20 protein-coding genes and 1 tRNA gene are annotated in these 19,903 nt (G+C 72.8%); 12 read left to right on the top strand and 9 right to left on the bottom strand.

Features of this window, described 5'->3' with window-relative positions; all coding sequences use genetic code 11:
• The first annotated feature begins 47 nt into the window (after window positions 1-47).
• From V8J39_RS05250 to V8J39_RS05235, 4 genes are all read left to right on the top strand, one after another.
• Window positions 48-557: a GNAT family N-acetyltransferase gene (locus tag V8J39_RS05250; protein ID WP_336460207.1), complete on the top strand. Its 510-nt coding sequence runs from the start codon at window positions 48-50 to the stop codon at window positions 555-557.
• Between the two features lie 78 nt (window positions 558-635).
• A complete protein-coding gene (locus V8J39_RS05245; protein WP_336459789.1) occupies window positions 636-1,337 on the top strand; it encodes a molecular chaperone DjiA in 702 nt (233 codons plus the stop codon).
• A gap of 10 nt (window positions 1,338-1,347) precedes the next feature.
• Window positions 1,348-2,391 carry an endonuclease/exonuclease/phosphatase family protein gene (locus tag V8J39_RS05240; protein WP_336459788.1) on the top strand — a complete coding sequence of 348 codons (1,044 nt, stop codon included), beginning with the start codon at window positions 1,348-1,350 and terminating at the stop codon, window positions 2,389-2,391.
• A 24-nt stretch (window positions 2,392-2,415) separates the two neighbouring features.
• Complete coding sequence (locus V8J39_RS05235) at window positions 2,416-2,814, top strand: hypothetical protein (RefSeq protein ID WP_336459787.1); 399 nt, start codon at window positions 2,416-2,418, stop codon at window positions 2,812-2,814.
• Window positions 2,815-2,820: 6 nt separating this feature from the next.
• Here V8J39_RS05235 and V8J39_RS05230 read toward each other — a convergent pair whose 3' ends face one another.
• A complete protein-coding gene (locus V8J39_RS05230; protein ID WP_336459786.1) occupies window positions 2,821-4,374 on the bottom strand; it encodes a Ppx/GppA family phosphatase in 1,554 nt (517 codons plus the stop codon).
• A 388-nt stretch (window positions 4,375-4,762) separates the two neighbouring features.
• Here V8J39_RS05230 and V8J39_RS05225 point away from each other — a divergent pair, with 388 nt between their 5' ends.
• Window positions 4,763-5,140 (top strand): hypothetical protein, encoded by a 378-nt coding sequence (locus tag V8J39_RS05225; RefSeq protein ID WP_336459785.1) that lies wholly within the window; start codon window positions 4,763-4,765, stop codon window positions 5,138-5,140.
• Window positions 5,141-5,149: 9 nt separating this feature from the next.
• Here the strand turns inward: V8J39_RS05225 and V8J39_RS05220 are convergent, their stop codons facing one another.
• The 3 genes from V8J39_RS05220 to V8J39_RS05210 all read right to left on the bottom strand — a co-directional run bounded on the left by V8J39_RS05220 (window position 5,150) and on the right by V8J39_RS05210 (window position 9,462).
• The gene (locus tag V8J39_RS05220; protein ID WP_336459784.1) at window positions 5,150-7,318 is read right to left on the bottom strand and encodes an RNA degradosome polyphosphate kinase; all 2,169 of its coding nucleotides are present in this window, start codon (window positions 7,316-7,318) and stop codon (window positions 5,150-5,152) included.
• Window positions 7,319-7,555: 237 nt separating this feature from the next.
• Window positions 7,556-8,230, bottom strand: a complete 675-nt coding sequence (locus V8J39_RS05215; protein WP_336460206.1) for a chromosomal replication initiator DnaA — start codon at window positions 8,228-8,230, stop codon at window positions 7,556-7,558.
• Window positions 8,230-9,462 (bottom strand): AI-2E family transporter, encoded by a 1,233-nt coding sequence (locus V8J39_RS05210; RefSeq protein ID WP_336459783.1) that lies wholly within the window; start codon window positions 9,460-9,462, stop codon window positions 8,230-8,232. The genes V8J39_RS05215 and V8J39_RS05210 overlap by 1 nt, the downstream gene beginning before the upstream one ends.
• Before the next feature lie 293 nt (window positions 9,463-9,755).
• Here V8J39_RS05210 and V8J39_RS05205 point away from each other — a divergent pair, with 293 nt between their 5' ends.
• The 3 genes from V8J39_RS05205 to proS all read left to right on the top strand — a co-directional run bounded on the left by V8J39_RS05205 (window position 9,756) and on the right by proS (window position 12,111).
• On the top strand, window positions 9,756-10,121 hold the full coding sequence (locus tag V8J39_RS05205; protein WP_336459782.1) for a hypothetical protein: 366 nt from the start codon (window positions 9,756-9,758) through the stop codon (window positions 10,119-10,121).
• Entirely contained in the window at window positions 10,118-10,528 is a 411-nt protein-coding gene (locus tag V8J39_RS05200; protein WP_336459781.1) for a hypothetical protein, read from the top strand. Before V8J39_RS05205 ends, V8J39_RS05200 begins: the two co-directional genes overlap by 4 nt.
• Window positions 10,529-10,770: 242 nt before the next feature.
• Window positions 10,771-12,111, top strand: a complete 1,341-nt coding sequence (gene proS / locus V8J39_RS05195) for a proline--tRNA ligase (RefSeq protein WP_336459780.1) — start codon at window positions 10,771-10,773, stop codon at window positions 12,109-12,111.
• A 60-nt stretch (window positions 12,112-12,171) separates the two neighbouring features.
• Here proS and V8J39_RS05190 read toward each other — a convergent pair whose 3' ends face one another.
• Both V8J39_RS05190 and V8J39_RS05185 read right to left on the bottom strand, forming a co-directional pair.
• Window positions 12,172-13,473, bottom strand: coding sequence for an aspartate aminotransferase family protein (locus V8J39_RS05190; RefSeq protein WP_336459779.1), 1,302 nt, complete (start codon window positions 13,471-13,473; stop codon window positions 12,172-12,174).
• Entirely contained in the window at window positions 13,470-14,477 is a 1,008-nt protein-coding gene (locus V8J39_RS05185; RefSeq protein WP_336459778.1) for a phosphotransferase enzyme family protein, read from the bottom strand. Before V8J39_RS05185 ends, V8J39_RS05190 begins: the two co-directional genes overlap by 4 nt.
• 207 nt (window positions 14,478-14,684) lie before the next feature.
• On the opposite strand from V8J39_RS05185, the gene V8J39_RS05180 reads away from it, so the two are divergent.
• Window positions 14,685-14,996 carry a helix-turn-helix domain-containing protein gene (locus V8J39_RS05180; protein ID WP_336459777.1) on the top strand — a complete coding sequence of 104 codons (312 nt, stop codon included), beginning with the start codon at window positions 14,685-14,687 and terminating at the stop codon, window positions 14,994-14,996.
• Between the two features lie 409 nt (window positions 14,997-15,405).
• Here V8J39_RS05180 and V8J39_RS05175 read toward each other — a convergent pair.
• Window positions 15,406-15,481 (bottom strand) — tRNA-Thr (locus V8J39_RS05175).
• Between the two features lie 512 nt (window positions 15,482-15,993).
• On the opposite strand from V8J39_RS05175, the gene V8J39_RS05170 reads away from it, so the two are divergent.
• Entirely contained in the window at window positions 15,994-16,758 is a 765-nt protein-coding gene (locus V8J39_RS05170) for a PP2C family protein-serine/threonine phosphatase (RefSeq protein ID WP_336459776.1), read from the top strand.
• On the opposite strand, the gene V8J39_RS05165 is transcribed toward V8J39_RS05170, so the two are convergent.
• Window positions 16,755-17,486 (bottom strand): hypothetical protein, encoded by a 732-nt coding sequence (locus V8J39_RS05165; RefSeq protein WP_336459775.1) that lies wholly within the window; start codon window positions 17,484-17,486, stop codon window positions 16,755-16,757. The genes V8J39_RS05170 and V8J39_RS05165 overlap by 4 nt on opposite strands.
• A 250-nt stretch (window positions 17,487-17,736) precedes the next feature.
• On the opposite strand from V8J39_RS05165, the gene V8J39_RS05160 reads away from it, so the two are divergent.
• Window positions 17,737-18,720, top strand: a complete 984-nt coding sequence (locus V8J39_RS05160) for a 3-hydroxyacyl-CoA dehydrogenase NAD-binding domain-containing protein (RefSeq protein ID WP_336459774.1) — start codon at window positions 17,737-17,739, stop codon at window positions 18,718-18,720.
• A gap of 231 nt (window positions 18,721-18,951) precedes the next feature.
• Here V8J39_RS05160 and V8J39_RS05155 read toward each other — a convergent pair whose 3' ends face one another.
• Window positions 18,952-19,329 carry a VOC family protein gene (locus V8J39_RS05155; protein ID WP_336459773.1) on the bottom strand — a complete coding sequence of 126 codons (378 nt, stop codon included), beginning with the start codon at window positions 19,327-19,329 and terminating at the stop codon, window positions 18,952-18,954.
• Between the two features lie 119 nt (window positions 19,330-19,448).
• Between V8J39_RS05155 and V8J39_RS05150 the strand changes: the two genes are divergently transcribed.
• Window positions 19,449-19,835 carry a hypothetical protein gene (locus V8J39_RS05150; RefSeq protein WP_336459772.1) on the top strand — a complete coding sequence of 129 codons (387 nt, stop codon included), beginning with the start codon at window positions 19,449-19,451 and terminating at the stop codon, window positions 19,833-19,835.
• Window positions 19,836-19,903: the final 68 nt, after the last annotated feature.

Below are 19,903 nucleotides of genomic sequence, written 5' to 3'. Positions count from 1 at the left end.
CGGGTGTCGCGGCGCCTGCCGGGGCGATCGCCGGACCGGGCGGGGTGCTGATCCGGCCCGCGACCGAGGCCGACCTGCCGGCCGTCTGCAGCTATTGGAACCCGCTGATCCGCGACACGATCGTCACCTTCTCGTCCGAAGAGCGCACGCCCGCGGGGCTGGCCGCCACCATCGCCGAGCGGCGGGCGAAGGGCTGGGACTTCTGGGTGGCCGAGGCCGAACCCGGGACCGGGACCGGGAGCGGGCCCACGATCCTTGGCCATGTCACCTATGCCCAGTTCCGCGCCGGCAACGGCTATGCCCGGGCGATGGAGCACACGGTGATCCTCGGGCCGGGCGCGCGGGGCCGCGGGCTTGGCCGGGCGATGATGGCGGTGCTCGAGGATCACGCCCGCGCCGCGGGGGTGCACGCGATGATCGGCGGCGTCTCGGCCGAGAATGCCGCCGGCCGGGCCTTCCATGCCGCCATCGGCTATGGCGAGGTCGCGCGTGTGCCGCAGGTCGGGCACAAGTTCGGCCGCTGGCACGACCTGCTGCTGATGCAGAAGATCCTCTGACATTTCAGGGCATCACGCTCGCGCCAGCGACACGATCGCGCGCTGACAGCGCCGCCCGCCCGCGCTAGGATCGCGGCCATGTCGATCTGGACCCGCATCGCCGACGCCCTCGCCGCCCTTGCCAAGGGCGAGGGGCTGTCGGCCGCCTTCGACCGGCTCTGGGCCCAGCCGGCCGCGCCCGAGCGCTCGGTCGCCTTCACCATCGCGGTGATCGCGCTGGGGGCGAAGATGGCCAAGGCCGACGGCGCGGTGACGCGCGACGAGGTCGCGGCCTTCCGCCGGGTGTTCATGATCCCCCCGGGCGAAGAGGCCCATGCCGCCACCGTCTTCAACCTCGCGCGTCAGGACGTCGCCGGCTTCGACGCCTGGGCCACCAAGATCGCGCGGATGTTCGGCCCCGGCGACCCGGTGCTGAACGACGTGATCGAGGGGCTGTTCCACGTCGCCGTCGCCGATGGCGGCTATCACCCGGCCGAGGACGGCTTCCTGTCCGAGGTGGCGCGGATCTTCGGGATTTCGGACGCGGCCTTCCGCGGCATCCGCGCCCGCCATGTCGAGGGCGAGGATCCGGACCCGTTCAGCGTGCTGGGGATCGAGCCCACCGCCTCGGTCGACGAGGCGCGCCGGGCCTGGCGCACGGCGGTGCGCGACAGCCACCCCGACCGGCTGACCGCGCGCGGCCTGCCGACCGAGGCGATCAAGCTGGCCGAGGCGCGGCTGATCGCGGTCAACCGCGCCTGGGACGAGATCAGCGGCAAGAAGCCCGCGCTGGCGGGCTGAGGGCGGGGCGGTGCGCATCGCCACCTGGAACGTCGAATGGTTCAACGCGCTGTTCGACGACGCCGGGCGGCCGCTGGCCGAGGATCCGGCGCCCTCGGCGCGCTACGGCGTCAGCCGCGCGCGCCAGGTCGCGGCGGTGGGCACGGTGCTGCAACGGCTCGACCCCGACCTGCTGATGGTGATCGAGGCCCCCGACGAGGGGCGCAACCGCCACACCGCCGCGATGCTCGAGGCGATCGCCGCGCGCTTCGGCCTGCGGGCGCGCAGCGCGCTGATCGGCTTTGCCAGCGACAGCCAGCAAGAGATCGCGGCCCTGCACGACCCCGACCGCATCGCGCTGGCGCACGATCCGCAGGGCCCGGTCGCGCCGCCGGTCGGGCGCGGCGACGAGGGCGGCAGCCCGCGCTTCGACCAGAGCTTCCGCATCGACCTCGACATCGACGCCACGCTGGACGAGGTGCGCTTCTCGAAGCCGCCGCTCGAACTGGCGGCGCTGACCGCGGGCGGGCGGGCGCTGCGGGTGATCGGGGTGCACGTGAAGTCCAAGGCCCCGCATGGCGCGCATGACCCCGACCATGCCCGCAGGCTCGCGATCCAGAACCGGCGCAAGCAGCTGGCGCAGTGCATCTGGCTGCGCACCCGCGTCGACGAGCACCTGGCGCGCGGCGACAGCCTGGTGGTGCTGGGCGATTTCAACGACGGCGCCGGCCTTGACGAGTTCGAGGCGCTGTTCGGCCGCTCGGGGCTCGAGATCGTGACCGGCAGCGGCGGGCCGGCCGACCGGCGGCTGCACGATCCCCATGCCCGCGCCAGCACGGCGCACGCGACCTCGGCCCAGCCGGCCTCGGCCCGGTTCTGGCTGGCGAGCGAGCGGCAGTATTTCTCGGCCATGCTCGACTATGTGCTGGTCTCGCCCGATCTCTGCGCGGCGGGTCCGCGCTGGGCGATCTGGCACCCGTTCGACGATCCCCACATCTACCGCGACGTCGTGCTGCGCGAGGCGCTGCTGGATGCCTCGGACCATTTTCCCGTCGCGCTCGACATCGACCTGTGACGCGGACGGGCTATGTTTGATGGCATGACACGCCCGATCGCCCCGCTATTGCTGAGCCTGCTGCTTGCCGCGCCCGCCGTCGGGGTCGCGGTGACCCCCGCCGTCGCGCAGTCCGATGCGCCCCTCGCCGATCCGCCCGCCAACGAGGGGCCGGGGCTCGACGGGTTTTCCGACCGCGCGCGCGAGTTCTTCGGCGAGATGTTCGAGAATGCCGAACCCGCCCTGCGCGAGATCGGCCCGATGCTGCGCGAGCTTCAGGCGATGATCGGCGACGTCACCGACTACCACATGCCCGAGAAGCTGCCGAACGGCGACATCATCATCCGCCGCCGCACCCCGCAGGAGGTGACGCCGGGCGACGACGTGCCCGACGCGGTGCCGGGCCTGCCCGACCCGCCGCCGGGCCAGTCGATCGACCTCTGAGCGCCGTCAGGCCCGCTTCGCCGCCTTGACCCGGGTGGTCGCGCCCAGCGCGGCGGCCAGCGAGGCGAAGCGCGCCTGCGCGACCTCGCCGAACAGCGCGATGCCTTTGGGCTCCAGCGTCAGTTCCAGCACGTTCTTCTTGCCCAGCTTCAGCGTGCCCGCCTCGCGCGGGTCGTCGATGGTGAACATCGCCCCGAAGCGCATCGCCTTGCCCAGGATCTCGGCCTCGCGGATCGTGGCCTCGTCCAGCAGGCCGAACATCGGCTCCATCCGGCTGCCCGAGCGGCTGTTCTTGTAGCGGTGCAGCAGCGCCAGGCCCAGGAACACCCGCTCGGGATGCGACAGCCCGCCAAGGTTGGCGCGGGTGATGTTGTCGAAACAGGCCTCGGCGCGATAGTCGGGGTGGGTGCGCCAGCTGGTGTCGTGCAGCAGGCAGGCGGCCTTGATGATGCGCACCCGCGCATCGGTCGCGTCGCGGAACAGCGGCGACAGGAAGTCGTAAAGCCGCTTGCCGAAGCCGGGCAGGCGGGCCTGGCTCGCCTCGGCGAAGCGGCAGGCCTCGATCAGCGGGTCGCGCTTGCGCAGCTTCTCGGGCATCTGCTCGTACAGCATCCCCTCGCGGATGCCGTAGGACGAGATGTCGATCTCGCTGGGGCCGAACTGGCGGATCAGCTCGGCCAGCACCTGCGCGGCCAGCGGCACCAGCTCCATCCGGTCGCTCGAGATGCCGACGCGGCCGCGCAGCTGCTGCAGGTCGTGCCCGGCGATCCAGTCCACCGTCTCGAGCACGGCCTCGGGCAGCATCCGGTATTCGTGCAGCACCGTCATCGGATAGCCGGTGCGCTCCATGTCCAGCCGCGCGATCGCGCGCCAGCTGCCCCCCACGAGGTAGATCCGGTCATAGCTGCCCGGCACCTGCTCGCGCAGGCGGGTGATCGTGTCCTTGATATGCGCGGCCAGCGCCGCGGGGCTTTCGGCCGCCTCGATCTGCTGCAGCCGGAACGGCCCCAGCGCCGAGGTGACGCGCTTGCCGATCGCGCCGCCGGTCAGCTCGGCCAGTTCCATGGAATTGCCGCCGATGTCGCACACCAGCCCCTCGGCCCCGGGCCAGCCCAGCAGCACGCCCTGCGCCGACAGCCGTGCCTCCTCGGGGCCGTCGATCACGTGCAGCCGAAGCCCGGTCTCGGCCAGCACCCGGGCCTGGAACTCGGGCCCGTCCTCGGCGTCGCGCACCGCGGCGGTCGCGACGCAGGTCAGCGGCGCCATGTCCATCCCGCGCGCCAGCATCGCGAAGCGCGCCAGCGCCGCCAGCGCCCGCTCGCGGCCCTTGGGGTTCAGCCGCCCGGTCGCGGCCAGGCCCTGGCCCAGCCCGCACATGACCTTCTCGTTGAAGAAATACGCCGGGCTGCGCGCCGCGCCGTCGAACACCACCATCCGCACCGAGTTCGAGCCGACGTCGACGACACCGACCCGGCGCAGCGCGCGGGCCGAGGGATCCTCGAACAGGGGACGGCCGAAGGGGCCCCAGTCCTCGCCGGGCACCGCCGCGTTGTCGTCCATGGTCTGCTCCCTTTCGCTGGACCGTGCCGGGGCGCGGGCCTTCGTGCCCCTGAATGCCAAGACCCGGCGTCCCGCACAAGCGCGGATGTCGCGGCCGACGCCATGGCAGGGCGCGGGGCGGCCATCGTTTCCGCGCCGTCGCCGGATCGGGGCGCGGCGGGCCACTGTTGCGCCGCGGGCAGGGCCGGCCGGTGCCAGGGCCCGGGGACGGGGACGGGTGCCGCGCCAACGATTTCAAGCGCGTAAGCCCCGCCCGCCCCTGGATCGGCCGGGGCGGCGGCGATTTCGCGTGCGCCGCCGCTCAGCCGTGCTAGGCCTGCCGGGCCAAGGAGGCCGCCCGCCCGTGATCCCGTCCCGTCCCCGCCGCTCCGTGTCCATGCCCGTGTCCATGCCCGTGACCTGCACCGCCGCCGTCCTGAGCCTTGCGCTGGCGACAGCGCCCGGGGGCGGCGCCCGCGCCGCCACGCTCGACCCGCTGGCGATGGCGCCGCCGCCGGCGCTGGCAGAGGTGGCAGGGACCGCGCCCGATGGCGTCACGGGAAGCGCGCCGGCTGGCGCTATGGGCGCCGCGCCGCCGGCGACGTCGGACCCCGTCCTGCCGTCCGTCGCCCTGCCGGCCGCCGCCGCGCCGGGCGAGACGCCGGAACTGTTCGGGGAGATCGGCGCGGGGCTCGGCCAGGGCCGGGCCACCCCGGCGGGCGCGCCCGGCGGCAGCCTCTTCGGACTGCCGCCGTCGGTCTTCTCGCAGGGCGTGCCGGGCGGCTGACGCCCGGGATCAGTCGCTGGCGTGCGCCAGCCGCGGCACATCGCCCGCACCGGCCTTGCCGCGCCCCGACAGCGAGGGGTTCTCCATGAAGAAGCGGTGGCACGAGAACGGGTTCTCGCGCCCGGTGTCGCGCAGGTAGCGCCCGTTCGGCGCCAGCACCCAGCTTTGCGCGGTGTCGGCCATGTTCGCGGCCATGATCTGGCTGAGGATCTGCGCCTTCACCGTCGGGTTCGCGGTCTCGACCAGCGTCTCGACCCGGCGGTCGAGGTTGCGCCCCATCCAGTCGGCCGAGGACAGGAACACCCGCGCCTTCTTCGAGGGCAGGCCGTGGCCGTTGCCGAAGCACACGATCCGGCTGTGTTCGAGGAACCGGCCCACGATCGACTTCACGCGGATGTTCTCGCTCAGCCCGGCGATGCCGGGGCGCAGCGCGCAGATGCCGCGCAGCACCAGGCTGATCTTCACCCCGGCCTGGCTCGCGGCATAGAGCGCCTCGATCACCGTCACGTCGGTGAGCGAGTTCATCTTGGCCCAGATCTCGGCCGGACGGCCGGCGCGGGCATGCGCGGCCTCGGCCTCGATCAGCTCCAGAAGCCGCGGCTTGAGGCTGATCGGCGAGATCGCGAGGTTCTCGAGCGCCACCGGCTGCACGTAGCCCGACAGGTAGTTGAACACCTTGGTGGCATCCCGCCCCAGCGCCGGGTCGCAGGTGAAGAACGACAGGTCGGTGTAGATCCGCGCGGTGATCGGGTGATAGTTGCCGGTGCCGTAATGGGTGTAGGTCACCAGCCGGTCGCCCTCGCGCCGCACGACGGTCGAGATCTTGGCATGGGTCTTGAGGTTGGTGAAACCGTAGACGACATGCGCCCCCGCCCGTTCCAGCCGGCGCGACTGGCGGATGTTGGCGGCCTCGTCGAAGCGGGCCTTGAGTTCGACCAGCGCGGTCACCGACTTGCCGGCCTCGGCCGCCTCGCACAGCGCCGCCACCACGGGGCTGTCGCGCGAGGTGCGGTAGAGCGTCTGCTTGATCGCCAGCACGTCGGGGTCCAGCGCCGCCTGCTGCAGGAACCGGATCACCATGTCGAAGGTCTCGTAGGGGTGGTGCAGCAGCATGTCCTTCTGCCGGATCGCGGCGAAGATGTCGCCGTCGTGATCCTGCACCCGCTCGGGGATGCGCGGGGTGAAGGGCGGCCACAGCAGGTCGCGCCGGTCGTCCAGCACCAGCTCCTTCACGTCGGCCATGCCGACCAGCCCCTTGACCTCGACCACCTCGTCGGGATCGACGTCCAGCTCTTCCATGATCAGCGCGCGCAGCCCCTCGGGCGCGCCGGCCGAGATCTTCAGCCGGATCACCTCGCCGCGGCGGCGCCGCTTCAGCGCGGTCTCGAACTCGCGCACCAGGTCCTCGGCCTCCTCCTCGACCTCGAGGTCGCTGTCGCGCAGCACCCGGAAGGCGCAATGGCCGACCTCGGCATAGCCGGGGAACAGCGCGTGCAGGTGCAACAGCAGCAGCTCCTCCAGCGGCAGGAACCGCGCCTCGCCCGCGCGCGAGGGCAGCGCGATGAAGCGCGGCAGCTGCGCGGGCACCGGCAACAGCGCGTGCAGGCGCCGTCGGTCGGTGGTGCGCTCAAGCTCCAGCCCCAGCGAGAAGCCGGTGTTGGGGATGAAGGGGAACGGGTGCGCCGGATCGATCGCCAGCGGCGAGAGCACCGGGAACACCCGGGCGAGGAAGTAGTCGTTCAGCCAGTCGCGGTCGGTCTTGCGCAGCCGGGTGCGCGGCACGATGTGGATGCCCTTGCGCCCGATCTCGCGCCGCAGGCGGTTCCAGATCTGCTGCTGGGTGTCCATCAGCCGGCGCGCATCGGCATTGATCGCCGAAAGCTGCTCGGCCGGGGTCAGCCCGTCGTCCGACAGCCCGTTCGGGCGCGAGCGGCGCAGCTGGCGCAGGCCCGCGACGCGCACGGTGTAGAACTCGTCGAGGTTGGTGGCCGAGATCGACAGGAAGCGCAGCTGTTCAAGCAGCGGCACCTTGGGATTGCGCGCCTCGTCGAGCACCCGCCAGTTGAAGGCGAGCCAGCTGATCTCGCGGTTGAAGTACCGCTTCATCACCCGCCGTTCGGCGGCGGTCGGAACCTTGGCGGCGGGGAAGGGGTCACTGAGGAAATCGGCACTGCTCATGGGGGTCTTCCGCCCTTGGGGCTTGTTATCTGCGGGTTTGCCACCACTATGCCGGGCCGCGCGGCGCTTGGCCAGAGCGGGCGCTGCGGGCGGCGGCGCCGGCGCGGCCCGACGAAGGGCGGGGGGAGGCGCGCCTCCCCCCCCGCCCCCCTGCGCCTGGGCGCGATGCCCGGCCGGGGGCTGCCGATGCCGGAGGGCGCGGGGCGCGCCGCTGCCGCGGGGGGGGGGGCGAGGGGGTCAGAGACCCTCGGCGAGGACCGCCTGCGCGATCGCGCGGCCGACCGGGCGGCCGCGGGCCAGCGCCTCGCGGTCGAGACGCTCGACCAGGCGGCCGGCGGCGGCGAGCGAGCGGTCCATCCGCGCCACCAGCCAGGGGATCAGCGCGGCGGGCGCGGCGATCTGGCGGTCGGCGAACAGCTTGACCAGCACCATCGACAGCAGCCGGTCGTCGGGTTCGAGCAGCTCCGCCGTGGCGGTGGCCTGCATCCGGCTGGCGAGGTCGGGCAGCACGATGCCCCAGCGCGACGGCGCCGCGCGGCCCGTCACCATCAGCCGGCCGCCCTCGGCCATGACCATGTTGTGCAGGTGGAACAGCGCCCGCTCGCCCTCGCCGTAGCCCGCGATCGCGTCGGCATCCTCGACCACCACGCGCCCGGCCTGCGCAAGCTCGGGCAGGTCGGCCAGCGCCAGCTCGCGCGCGGGGACCAGCTCGGCCCCGGTCTCCTCGGCCCACAGATGCGCCAGGTGGCTCTTGCCGCTGCCCTCGGGCCCGCAGAGCGCGAGCTTGCCCGCCGGCCAGTGCGCCCAGTCGTCGACCTGGCGCAGCGCAACCGCGTTCGAGGGCGCCGGGATGAACGCCTCGCGCCCCATCGCCGGGGCGAGGGGCAGGTCCAGGGCCAGCTGGTTGGGGATCATGGCGCGGGCTGGTCCGTGGCCGCGGCACCCGCCGCCGGTCCCGCACCCGCACCCGTCCCGGTCCCCGGCCCGCCGGTGCGCATCACGCGCCCCTCGCGGTCGAGCACGGTGGTCGCGGTCGGGCGCAGCTCGTCGGTCATGCGCACCTCGACGCGATAGTCGGGTTCGTAGACGGGATCGTCGATGCCCTGGTAAAGCTTGCTGTCCTTGTACTGGCTCATCGAGAACCGCGCGATCACGCCAAGCGCGGCCGCGACCGGCACGGCGACCAGCATCCCCGCGAAGCCGAAAAGCGTGCCGAAGGCCGAGAGCGCGAACAGCAGCCACACCGGGTGCAGCCCGACCGAGCCGCCGACGAGCTTGGGCGTCAGGATGTTGCCCTCGACGAACTGGCCCGACTGGAAGATCGCCCAGACCGCGACGATCCACCACCAGTCGCCCCAGAACTGGAACAGCGCCAGCCCGATCGCCAGCCCGCCGCCCACCAGCGCCCCGACATAGGGAATGAACGTCAGGAAGCCCGCGATCGCGCCGACGACGAAGCCGAAGTTCAGCCCCACCACCGTCAGCATCACCGCGTAATAGACCCCGAGGATCAGGCACACCAGCACCTGGCCCCGCACGAAGCCCGCCAGCGTCTCGTCGATCTCGCGCGCCAGGCGCCGGATCGTCGGCGCGTGTTCGCGCGGCAGGTAGCTGTCGAGATGGCGGATCATCCGGTCCCAGTCGAGCAGCATGTAGAACGCCACCACCGGCACCACGACAAGGAAGACGACGAAGCTGACCACCCCCATCGCCGAGGACAGCGCCGTCGTCACCAGCTGGCCGCCGCGCTGGCGGATCATCTCGCCGAACGAGGCCAGCGTCTCGCGCAGGACCGACTGGTCATCCATCAGCGAGGGGAAATGCTCGGTCAGGAAGGTCTGGAACTGGTTGAGGATCTGCGGCGCGGTGCTGATCAGCTGCGCAAGCTGGCGCACCAGCGTCGGCACCACCAACAGCGCGGCCAGGATGAAGATCACCAGCGCGATCACCGAGATGATCGCCGTCGCCGCCGCGCGCGAAAAGCCCATCCGCTCAAGCCGGTCGGCGACCGGATCCATGAAATAGGCGACCGCGCCGCCGATCAGGAAGGGCACGATCACGCCTCCCAGCAGCCACAGCACCAGCAGGAACGCGACCGCCGCGATCCCCCAGTACTTCACCTGTTGCCGCACCGGCAGTGCCATCGCGTTTTTCCTTTTTCGGACCTGCAAGATATTGCCGTCCCGCGCCCGAAGCACAAGGTCCGCCGCCGCCTCTGCCCGCCGCGCCGCGGCATTTGACCACCCCGCGCTCGGCTCTTGCCGGCCCCGCCGCGGCCCCGGACCGCCGCGCCGCGGCACCGGCGCGACAATCCCGGGTTGTTGGTCGACACATGAAATCCCTTGCCCGGGCGGCCCGCTTCGTGCTACTCCGCGCGCACCCGGTCGAATTGATCTTCCGGGCGCGTTTTTAAGTCATTTTGTTTCGCGAGGATTTCATGCTCGATCATTTTCAACAGCCGGACTCACGGCACCCGGGCGCCGCATCCGACCTTCGCGCCACGCTTCCCACCGACCTGGCAGGCCCGCCGTCGCTCGATCCCTGTTCCGTCTCGCTCTGCCGGCCGATCCGGCGCGACCACCACGAACCGCTCGACGCGCGCTCGGGCCTTCGTGCCGAGATACGCGGCGACATCGCGCTGGTGGTGATCGAGGGCGAGCTGTCGGTCACCACGCCCGGCGGCCGCCGGGCGCTGCGGGCGGGGCAGGTGCTCAGCCTCGCGCGCGGGGTGGCGCATGACTGGCGCGTCACCAGCCTCGCGGCGCGGTTCTCCGTGATCGTCGCCGCCGAGGGCGAGCCATGAGCCGCGGCGTCCCCTTCGCCTTCTTCGCCGCCGCCGCGGTCTCGGTGACCCTGGGCATGGCCTGGGGCATCCAGATGGGCATCGCCGAGGATTTCATGCTCGCCCCCGCCCATGCGCATCTCAACCTCGTGGGCTGGGTGACGCTGGCGCTGTTCGGCATCTATTACCGCATGACGCCCGCCGCCGCGGCGCGGCCGCTGGCGCGGATCCATGCGGGGCTCGCGATCCTGGGGGTGGCGCTCTTCGTGCCGGGGATCGCGCTCAGCATCCTCGGGGCGGGGCACGGGCTCGCGATCATCGGCTCGCTGGTCAGCTTCGCCTCGATGCTGGTCTTCCTGGTGACGGTGCTGCGCCACGGCTTCGGCGCCGGCGCCGGCGCCGGCTCTGGCGCGGGCCTGCGGGGCTGACCGCAAGGCCCGGCGACGGGGCGACAGCGACGGGGCGAAAGCGACGGGGCAACAGCAACCGGGGCGGCGGGGGCGGGGCGACACGCCCGCCCTGCACGCCCGGCATCCGACGCCCGGTCCTGCCCGGGTCCGCGCGATCGGGCCGCGCGATCGGGGCCGTGCCGGGCGGCTGCGTCTTGTGCGGCGCGGCGCTTCCGCCTACACCCCTCGGAAACCTCATGTCCGACCCCCGGGGACCGCCCATGCGCCTGAGCCGCTACTTCCTGCCCGTCCTGAAGGAAAACCCCGCCGAGGCGCAGATCGTCTCGCACCGCTACATGCTGCGTGCCGGCATGATCAAGCAGCAGGCGGCGGGGATCTATTCCTGGCTGCCGATGGGCCTGAAGGTCCTGCGCCGGATCGAGCAGATCGTGCACGAGGAACAGGCCCGCGCCGGCCACATCCCGGTGCTGATGCCGACGATGCAGCCCGCCGACCTGTGGCGGGAGTCGGGGCGCTATGACGACTACGGCGCCGAGATGCTGCGCATCAAGGACCGGCACGAGCGCGACATGCTGTTCGGGCCGACGAACGAGGAGATGATCACCGACATCTTCCGCGCCAACGTTTCCAGCTACAAGCAGCTGCCGCTGACGCTCTACCAGATCCAGTGGAAGTTCCGCGACGAGGTCCGCCCCCGCTTCGGCGTGATGCGCGGGCGCGAGTTCCTGATGAAGGACGGCTATACCTTCGACCTGACGGTCGAGGACGGCCTGCACGCCTACAACCGCCACATGGTCGCCTACCTGCGCACCTACGAGCGGATGGGCCTGACGGCGATCCCGATGCGCGCGGATTCGGGCCCGATCGGCGGCGACGACACCCATGAATTCCTCGTCCTCGCCTCGACCGGCGAGTCCGAAGTGTTCTACGACCAGCAGGTGACCGAGCTGAAGCTGGGCGACCGCGCCGTCGACTTCGACGACCGCGCGCAGGTCAAGGGCATCTGCGACGAGTTCACCACCGTCTACGCCCGCACCGACGAGACCCACGACGCCGCCCTCTTCGACCAGATCCCCGAAGAGCGCCGCCGCGTCGGCCGCGGCATCGAGGTCGGGCAGATCTTCTTCTTCGGCACCAAGTATTCCGAGCCGATGGGCGCGGTCGTCGTCACCGACAAGGGCGAACGGGTGCCGGTGCAGATGGGCAGCCACGGCATCGGCGTGTCGCGCCTGCTGGGCGCGATCATCGAGGCCAGCCACGACGACAAGGGCATCATCTGGCCCGAGGGCGTGACGCCGTTCCAGGCCGGGATCGTGAACCTCAAGCAGGGCGACAGCGCCACGGATTCGGCCTGCGAGGCGCTCTATGCCGCGCTGACCGCCAAGGGGCTCGAGCCGCTTTACGACGATACCGACGAACGCGCGGGCGCGAAATTCGCGAAGATGGACCTGATCGGCCTGCCGTGGCGGATCACCGTCGGCCCGCGCGGGCTGGCGCAGAACAAGGTCGAGCTGACCTGCCGCCGCACCGGCGAGAGCGAGGAGATGAGCCCCGAGGCCGCCGTCGCCCGCCTGGTCGAGATCTACGCCGCCCATCCCTGACGGGGGCGGTGCCCGGGACGTCGGAAAGGGGCGCTTCGGCGCCCCTTTGCCATTTTGCGGTCAGGCGGTCAGGATCTGGTCCAGCGTGCGCAGGAACTGGTCGGCATTCCCGGTCGAGAACGGCAGCGGCGGGCGGATCTTCAGCGTGTTGCCCGCAAGCCCGGCCGAGCCGATCAGGATGCCGTTTGCGCGCAGCGCGTTGATCACCGCATTGGTGCGCGGCGTGTCGGCGCGGCCCTCGGCATCGACAAGGTCGAGACCGATGAACAGGCCCGCGCCGCGCACCTCGCCGATGGTGGAATGCCGGGTCGCAAGGTCCCGGAGTCCTTGCAGGAAATACGCTCCGACCCGGCCCGCGTTCGCGATCAGCCCTTCCTGCTCGATCACCTCGAGCACCGCCATCCCGGCGGCGGCTGCGACAGGATTGCCGCCGAAGGTGTTGAAATAGCCGGTTTCCTCGCAGAACCCGGCAAGGCGGGCGGGATCGGTGACGACGCCGGCCATCGGGAAGCCGTTGCCCATCGGCTTGCCCATGGTGACGATCTCGGGCGTCACGCCATGGCGCTGGAATCCCCAGAGGAATTCGCCGGTGCGACCGAAGCCCGGCTGCACCTCGTCGGCGATCAGCAGGCCGCCGGCGGCGCGCGCCGCCGCGACGGCGGGGGCAAGAAAGCCGGCGGGGTCGGCGAAGATCCCGTCCGAGGAGAAGATCGTGTCGACGACCAGCGCCGACAGTCCGATGCCAGCGTCGTCAAGGCTTTGCGCGGCATCCTTCACGTCCTGCGCGAACCGTGCCGCCGGGTCCGGCCCGCGCGGCGGATCGATCAGCCGCACATGCGGCGCCGGCCCTTGCGTCTTCCAGGCCGAGGGCGAGATCTCGGTCACCGCGGCCGAGTTGCCGTGATAGGCCGCGCGGGTGACGATGACCCCGCGCCGGCCGGTGGCCGCGGCCGCGATGCGCAGCGCGAGGTCGTTGGCCTCGGTGCCCGAGCAGGTCATCACGAGGTTGTCGAGCGGCGCCGGGAAGGTCGCCAGCAGCCGCTCGGCATAGGCCTCGACCACGGCGTTGAGGTAGCGGGTGTGGGTCGTCAGCCGCGCCGCCTGCGCGGCGATGGCGGCCGCGACCTTCGGGTGGCAGTGCCCGACCGAGGGCACGTTGTTGTAGGTGTCGAGATAGCGCCGCCCCTCGGCATCGGTCAGCCAGACGCCCTCGCCCGAGACCATCTCGACCGGGTGGGAATACACGAGGACCGAGCTTGCGCCCGCATGGCGCGCCCGCGCCGCGAGCCGTTCGCCAAGGCGGCCGGGCGGCAGCGGCGCCGCGGGATCGTAGCGGTTGAGGTCGAGGATCTGCGTGCTCATGCCGCCACCCCCTCGTGCGCGAGCCAGGCGCGCGCCAGCGCCACGGTGCCGGCGGGGAAGGCCGCGCCCAGTTCGGCCGCGGTCGGCGTCTCGGCATGCGAGGCGAGCCAGGCCGTCAGCTGCATCCGGCGCAGCATGACGAAGACCGGCAGCGCCGCCTCGGTCGCGGGATCGAGCGGCGCGACCGAGCGGTAGCCCGCGATCCACTCCGCCATCAGCGACGGCAGCGCGGGGTCGGTCTCGATGAAGCTGACCGAGGCCGCGAAGTCGTAGCCGAACCACGAAAAGCCGCAGTCGTCGAAATCGATCACCCACAACCGCCCGGCCGGTGGTGCGCCGTCGACCAGCAGGTTCGCCGCGCGCATGTCGCAATGCACGAGGCCCCAGTGCGCCGCGCCCTGGCCAAGCGCCGCGAGCCGGTCGCGCAGCCGGTCGGCGCAGGTCCCGAGCAGGGCGATGTCGGCCGGCGACAGCCCCGGCGCCGCCCGCCAGTCGCCCCAGTGCGCGCCGGGGCCGATGATCGTGTCCCAGTCCCAGTGCTTGCGCACGAAGCCCGCCGGCCGCGCGAAGTCGCGCGCCTGGCCGTGCAGCCGCGCCGCGATCGCGCCGAGGTGGCGGAACCACAGGCCAAGCTGGCCGTCCTCGTCCGGGGCGACGCCCGGCACATGGTCGAAGCACACGACCTCGCGCGGGGTGCCGGCATCGTCGATCTCGTGCAGCAGCGCGCCGGCGGCGGTCGGGATCGGCCGCGGGGTGTCGACCGTCGCGGCGTCGCGCAGCGCCGCGATCCAGGCCAGCTCGCTCTCGATCTCGGCGCGGGTGTGATAGCCGGGGCGGTGCACGCGGAAGATCCGCCGGCTGCCGTCGGGCAGGGTGGCGAGGAAGGTCGCGTTCTCGGACACGGTCAGCAGCCGCAGGTCGGTCCCGGGCCCGAGGCCCCAGGCCGGCAGCGCCGCGCGCAGCCCGGCGGCAAGCCGGTCGAGAAGATCGGGGGCGTAGAGCATGGCACCTCTGGCAGCACAACGGGGAGACGGCTCCGGCGGGAGGGGCCGGATACCGGGATGCAAGCCGATCCGGCGCGGGCTTGCAACCGGCAGCATCGCCATGCCGCGATGCAGAGTGCATCTTATGGTTGATTGCCCAACTTATTTCACAATTCCGAGTCACCTTTAACGTGTGAGGAGCCCATGAACGGTCGCACGGAGGATAGAATGACCGCGTATCAGCAGATCGAGCCGACCCTGGCATATCATGACGAACGCAGCCGGCGCATCGCCGAGCGGATGATCCACCGCGGCGTGAGCCCGGTCGCGGCCTGGCGGATGACGCTGGGCCTGCGCCGGCTGGACCTGGCCGCGCGCGCGCGGCTCGACCCCGAGCGGCTGGCCCGGATCGAGCGGCGCGAGAGCCTGCCGGTCCGTGACGAGCTGATGCAGATCTGCGCCGCTCTGGCGGTCGAGGATTACGATCTGGCCGAGCGCGAGATCCGCGAGCCGCACACCCGGATGTACGGCGCGCACTAGATACGGGCGAGGATCGAGCAGGACCCGCACCGGCGGGGGGCGGATCGGCCGCGGGGGGCGGTCGCGATCCGTCCCCTGTCGCGGGCGGGCAGCCGGTCCCGCGGGCCCCGGCCGGGCAGTCGGTGATCCGGCGCCCTGTCTGCCGCACCAGACCCGGGGCCGCCGCACCGGAAGGTCCCGTGCGCGACCGCTCCCTCTCCGGTCGGGCACGGGACCTGATGGCGTTCGGACGCCGGACAAGGCCCCCGAAGCGCATGGCCCGCGCGGGGCCGCGGTCGCGGCGATGATGGGCGGGGGGCGCCGGTCGTCTGCCGGGGCTTTGCAACCCGGGGGCTTTGCACCCCGTGGGCGTGGCACGCCGCAACGGCGTGGCAAAAGACGGTGTGGCAAAAGACGGGACGGGTTCGGATGGTGCCCCCAGACGGACTTGAACCGCCGACCCTCTGATTACAAATCAGACGCTCTACCAGCTGAGCTATAGGGGCGCGGGGCCGTACCTAGCGCCAATGCCGCGATTCGCAAAGCCGGTGCCGGAGAGATGGGCCCCAAGCCGGGGGCCCAAGCCGGGCGCGCCGGCTGTCCGGCGCCGTCTGGTCAGGGCACGCCGTCGAAGGGCTGTCGCGTCCGCGCCGGGTTCCGCCCGAGGGCCGCTGGCATCGCACCGTCCCTGCCATCGCACCACCCCTGCCATCGGACTTTCACCGGCGTCGGAACCGGCGGTGGGTTGCCGCCTGCGCCCGGCGCCGGCGGCGGCCTGCCGATGCGGGCCCGGTTCGGCGCCGATCCGGGGCCCGTCCGGTGGCGCCTCGTGTCTTGCCGCGCGGCGCGGAACCTGCAATCTGCCACGCATCCGCCCCCGCCGCCCCTTCGCTGCGTCTTCCGGTCCGTTCCGCCGTGCCCCCGCGCCCCGTCGCGCCGGCCGGCCGCGGGCCGGGCGCGGCCGGCGATCCCGGGCGGGGCTTCGGCCCCGGGGCGGTCGCGGTGCGCGGAGGGACGGATGATCGACGAGAGCCTCAGGCTCGAGGGTGCGGGGGCCAGTGACCGGGGTCTCGTGCGCGGGCAGAACGAGGACCGCTTCCTGCTGCATCCGGCGGCGGGCCTGTGGGTGGTCGCCGACGGGATGGGCGGGCACGAGGCGGGGGCCTTCGCGGCCGGGGCCATCGTCGACGCGCTTGCGGCGATGGGGCGGCCGCGGTCGGCGGCGGGGCAGCGCGCGCGCTTCCTCGACCGGCTGGGCCGGGCCCATGCCGAGATCCAGTGCCGGTCCGAGGTGCTGGGCGGGGCGACGATCGGCGCGACGGTGGCGGCGGTGCTGATGCACGGCCGGCAGCTGGCCTGCGTCTGGGCCGGCGACAGCCGGGTATACCGGCTGCGCGCGGGGCAGTTGGCGCAGATGACCACCGATCACAGCGAGGTGCAGGAGCTGGTCACCGCCGGCGCGCTGACGCGCGAGCAGGCGCTGCGCTGGCCGCGGCGCAACATGCTGACGCGGGCGGTGGGCGTGGGGACGCGGCCGATGACCGAGACGCTGCTGGACCGGGTCGAGCCCGGCGACCGCTACCTGCTGTGCACCGACGGGCTGACCGAGGAGGTCGCCGAGGCGCGGATCGCGGCGCTGGTCGGGCGGGCGACGCCGGCCGAGGCCTGCCGCCGGCTGGTCGATGCGGCGCTGGCGGCGGGCGGGGGCGACAATGTCACCGTGGTCGTGCTGCGGGTGACGGCCGGGCCCGGGGCCCGGCCGCCCGAGGGCGCCGCGGCCTAGAGGCTGCGCATGCTGTCGCCGGCGGCGCCGGACTGCGCGGCGCCCAGCTGCCGCGCCTCGCCATAGGCGCCCTGCGCGCGGGCGCTGCGGTCGACGGGGGCGAGCAGCGTGCCCGACGTGTCGTCGGTCTCTTCGGCCTCGGCGAAGATCTCGGCGAAGGCCAGCCGGTCGCGCAGCGCGAGCGCGGCGGAGCGGTCGGCCGCGGTCTCTTCGTCGGTGGCGCTGGCGGTCTCGGCCAGCGAGTCCGTGACCGTGACCGTGACCGAGGCGGTGCCCGCGGTCGCGCTGTCCGCGGCAAGCCCGGCCCCGGACGCGGCGCGGCTCGCCGCGACGGCGCTGGCCGAAGAGGCGCCATTGTCCGAAGCGGAACCGGAGGCGGCGGGACCGGAGGCTTCGGCCTGCGCTTCGGCGAGCATTTCGGCCGGCGACTCTGTCGAGATGGCCGCCTGCGGCTCTGTCGGGGTGTCCGCCTGCGGCTTTGTCGAGATGTCCGCCTGCGGCTCGGAGGCGGCCGCGGCCGCCGCGAGCGCCTCGGGCGAGATGTCGATCACGACCGCGGGCGCCGTCGATGCCGGTTCGCTTTCGGCCGGGCTGGCGGTCGCGGGCTGGGACGCCGCGGTGGTGGTGGTGTCCTGATCCGCCGGGGCGACGGTGGTCGGGGTGGCCAGCGTGGCCAGCGCAGGGGTAAGGGCGCTTCCGGCACTTCCGATACTGCTGAGGAGACCCATTCTGGGACCTTTCCTTTGTGTCTACGCCGGCCTGACTGGCGTCGAAATCCGGCCTTAATCGACAGCCGCAAAGGTGATTCCGGGGCAGATATTAGGGGCATCGCAACAATCCGGGGGCCACGGGGCCGGTGCCGGAACCGTGGCGAAACGACGTCAACCGCGGCGCGAAATGCGCAACCCGATGTCCCTCGCGCGCTGGAATCCCCGCCGCCACCGGCTATGCTGGCGCAACGCACAGCCGGGGGAACCGATGCAGATGGCAGAACAGGCGGCAGAACAGGCGGCGGAACAGGCGGGCGCGATCCGTACCGTCGCGGTGATCGGGGCGGGCAGCATCGGGGCCAGCTGGGCCGCGCGGTTCCTTGCGGCGGGGCTGTCGGTGCGGGTCGCCGACCCGGCCACGGGCGCCGGCGCGCGGGTCGCGGCCTTCGTCGCCCGGGCCTGGCCCGACATGCAGCGGCTGGGGCTGACCACCGAGTCGCTCGAGCCCGCGCTGGTGCGGCTGTCGTGCTTCGCCGCCCCGGCCGAGGCGGCCGAGGGCGCCGACTGGGTGCAGGAGAACGCGCCCGAGCGGCTGGAGGTCAAGCGCGCGCTGCTGGCCGAGATCGAGGCCGTGCTCGACCCCGGGGCGGTGATCGCCAGCTCGACCTCGGGGATCATGCCGACGCCGATGCAGGTGCACATGCGCCACCCCGAGCGGCTGGTCATCGGCCACCCGTTCAATCCGCCGCACCTGATCCCGCTGGTCGAGGTGGTGGGGGGCGGCGACACGTCCGAGGCGACGCTGGCGCTGGCGATGGCCTTCTACCGCCGGCTGGGCAAGCGGCCGATCCGGCTGCGGCGCGAGGTGCCGGGCCATGTCGCGAACCGGCTGCAGGCCGCGCTGTGGCGCGAGGCGGTGCACTTGGTGACCGAGGGCGTGGCCTCGCTTGCCGATGTCGATGCGGCGCTGGTCTCGGGTCCGGGGCTGCGCTGGGCGCTGATGGGGCCGCACCTGACCTTCCACCTCGCCGGCGGCGAGGGCGGGATGGCGCATTTCCTCGACCATATCGGGCCGGCGATGGAGGATTGGTGGGCCGATCTCGGGGCGCCGCAGCTGGACGACACGGTGAAGGCGACGCTGGTCGCGGCGATGGCCGAGGCCGCGGCGGGGCAGGATGTCGAGGCGCTGGCCCGCGCCCGCGACGCGGGTCTGGTCGAGGCGCTGGCGCGGCAGCACCGCCCCGCCGACTGACACCGCCGACTGACTTCGCTGCCTGACCGGGCCCCCTGCCGTGGCGCCGTGACGGGAGGACGCGCGGGGCGATCCCGTACCGCGCGCGGCAGGCGGTTTCCCGGCGCAGCAAGGGCCGGGTGCGGGCGGCCCGCGCAGGGCGGGATCCGGTCGGGAGGCCGGGCGGATCGTGCCCGGCCGGCGGGGCGCGGCCGTCGCCCCGGCGCGGACCTTCGGGGGCCGGGCGCGGGATCAGCCGGAGGGGCCGGGTGCGAGCAGCTCGAGCAGTTCCAGCCGGTTGCCGAACGGGTCGGCGACGTGGACGCGCCGAAGCCCGGGTAGCGCGGCGTCGGGCGTGACGGCGATGCCATGGCGGTCAAGCCGCGCGCAAAGCTCCGACAGGTCCGCGACCTGCAGGCCGGGGTGGGCCTTGCGCGCCGGAACGAACGGCGTCTCGACGCCGAGGTGCAGCCTCAGCTCGCCGCTTTCGAACCAGCAGCCGCCGCGACCGGCGAGGGCGGCGGGCTTGGCGACCTCGGGCAGGCCGAGGACCCCACCGTAGAACTGCCGCGCCGCGGGCTCGCCACCGCGCGGCATCGCCAGCTGGACATGGTGCAGGGCCAGGATCATCGCGGGGCCTCCCGATTTGGTATGCATACGTATACCATGAAGGCCGGCCGCTGTCTTGCCCGGGGCGCGCCGCGCACTATCGTCTCGCGCGTAGCCGCAGTCGACCCGAGGATGTTCCGATGACCCTTTTCCGCAGCTTCCGTACCCTCAGTTTCCGCGCCATGGCCGCCGGGATGGCGCTGGCGCTGGCCACGGCCGGCCTTGGCATCGCCACCCCGGCCAGCGCCGCCGGCACCGTCGCGGGCGCCCGGGGCGGCGTGACCACGCTGAGCGTGCCGCTGGACATCGCGCCCTATCTCTACCGGGTGACCCGCTCGGGCGCGGACAACTACACCGTCGTCGTCGATCCGGGCTTCGTCGGCCCCGGCGGCGCGGCGCATCTGATCCGGCCGCTGTGCAGCGCGCGCGGCAAGATCCCGGTCGGGCACAAGCCGTCGAGCATCGTGATCGGCAACCGCGGCGCGGCGGCGGTGACGGCGCTGTCCTACCGCGTGCACTGCCAGTGACGGTGCAGCCCGGGGGGGCGGGGCGGCCAGGCGCCCGCGGCCTCGCGCCGGGGTGATCCGGCACGGGG

Source organism: Frigidibacter sp. MR17.24 (assembly GCF_037095655.1).
GTDB lineage: Bacteria > Pseudomonadota > Alphaproteobacteria > Rhodobacterales > Rhodobacteraceae > Frigidibacter.
The sequence above is the reverse complement of the archived record's forward strand: the minus strand, read 5'-3'. Positions and strand labels throughout refer to the sequence as shown.